2 pseudogenes are annotated in these 2,124 nt (G+C 64.8%); both read right to left on the bottom strand.

Annotated elements, in window-relative coordinates:
• Positions 1-585 (bottom strand): annotated as a pseudogene (locus ACWGI8_RS43355) (IS5 family transposase); the annotation flags it as partial.
• Between the two features lie 344 nt (positions 586-929).
• A pseudogene (locus tag ACWGI8_RS43350) lies at positions 930-1,355 on the bottom strand (transposase); the annotation flags it as partial.
• Between the last annotated feature and the right edge of the window lie 769 nt (positions 1,356-2,124).

The raw sequence follows: 2,124 nt of genomic DNA, 5'->3' as shown, positions 1-2,124 counted from the left end.
GACATTGCGTCGCTTGTAGACGTTGCGGTCGAAGGCCGGGGGTCTGCCGCCGGGGCTCCCGCGCCGGGACCGATTTCGGACCTGGTCGGCCCGTTCGGGGATGGTGTGGGCGATTCCCCGGCGTCGCAGCCAGGTGCCGGATGGCCCTGGAGCTGTAGCCCTTGTCTTCAATGACGCGGTCCGGCTTGACGCGTGGCCGACCGGGTCCGATGCGGGGCACCCGTATTACTTCCATCACGGCGGTACGGGTGCAGTCATTGGTGTTGCCGCCGTTCACGACGAAGGCGAGCGGGCGGTCGATGGCATCGCAGGCGAGATGTATTTTGCTGGTCAGCCCGCCTCTGGACCGGACGAGTGCCGGGCTGCGGAGCCTCCATTTCGGGCCCCGGCCGCGTGCTGGTGGGCACGCACGACCGTGGAATCGACTGACACCAGCCACTCGATGTCGCGATCCGCGTCCACCCCCGACTACGCGGCCTGCAGCATCCGCTAGAAGGTGCCGTCCTTGGCCCACTTTCGGAAGCGGGTGTGCAGCGTGGCCCAGGACCCGTACCGCTCGGGCACGTCCCGCCAAGCCGCCCCGGTCCGGAACTCCGGCCAGGCCAGCTTGGCGCATGAGGCGGGCGCCCCGCTTGGGGTTGACGCGCTCGCCGTCCTCGTGAGCTCGGCGGTGATCCTCGGGACGCCGTAGGTGCCGTCCGAGTCCCGGCGGACCTCGAGTATCCGCGAGGCGAGCTTGGCGTCGGCCGCCTGCCGGGCACGCCCGGGCCGGAGCGGTGCGGCGCCAGTAGTAGAAGCTTGAGCGGGCGATCCCGAGAATGGAGCACAGCCGCTTCACGCCATGCCGGCGCTGGTGGTCGGCGACGAACTGGAAGCGGTGCGGTACACCAGCGCGTCTCCCCGGCGAAATACTTCGTCGCCTTGCGCAGGATCTCGCGTTCCTCCTCCAGCTCGCGGACCTTCTTGCGCGGCGTGGCTACCTCCGCCTCCGGCGAGGACTGCGGCAGCGCCTCGGCGGGCGCGGCCGAACGGCGGCCTGTGCCAGCCGCCCGTATCCAGTTCCTGGGCGTCTCGGGATTGCCGCCCAGATCAGCGGCGACCTGCTTGATCGTCGACCCCGGCCGGGACTCGTACAACGCGACCGCGTCCGCTTTGAACTCGACGGGGTAGTGCTTCCCTACGCTCTTCGGCGGGACAGGGCGAGCCCTTCGTATGGTTGGCCTGCCCCAGGGGCGTTGGGTGTTTGTGTCCTGAACGTGGATGGAGCTGATTGTAGGAGCAGTTCTTGAAGTGATGCTGTGCGGAAGATGAAGGTTATTGGCCCTTCGGAGTCGCCCTGCGGGGGGAGGCTTCAAACCACGTGTGTCACGAACGCAGAGGGGAGTTCAGGTAGGAAGAACTTCACGCTGCGGTGCTGTGCGAAAGATGAAGGACTTGGCCCTTCGGTGCCGTCCTGCGGGGGACGGTGCCAAACCGCCACATGCTGCGTTGGTTGACGACCGTCGTGGTGAGCGATGTGGAAAAGGCGGCGGTAGAGCCGTCAGGTAGGGATCAGGAAGACGAACGCAAGTGAATCGCTGCTGAAGTGTCGTTAGAAGATAGGTGACATCAGAACCGGAGATTTGTGGTTGCTCCGGGATAAGTCTGGCGGGAGTCCCGTCTACTGGCCAGGCGGTGTTCGGCACGGAGGCGACGTGAGCCTGATCTGCGGCTTTCGCATGGAACGTGAGAAGGCATGCCCCGATAATGTCGCTTGAGTAATACGAGTGGCGAGAGGGAGCGGCCCAAGCGGAAGAACCGTGAGGGCTTGAGTACCGACGTGGGGCGTGCTGGCGGACCGGCTCGTAGTAGTGAGGAACCCTTTGTAATGAAGGCGGAGCGAAGGGGCCGGGTCATCCGTGACTGTTTGTTCGTTCGGTCAACCGGAAGTTCTCCGGGAGGAGCTGGGTGGACCAGTTGAAATCATCAGACAAGCCGTTTGAGATATCGAAGTGGGAGGTTCAGGAGGCGTACGAGAAGGTCAAGGCCAACAAGGGTGCGCCAGGGGTAGACGGGCGCTCCATCGAGGACTTCGAGAAGGATCTGAAGAATAACCTCTATCGGATTTGGAATCGTCTGTCCTCG

The organism is Streptomyces sp. NPDC054841, from assembly GCF_053611045.1.
This window is presented reverse-complemented; position numbering and strand designations above follow the sequence as displayed.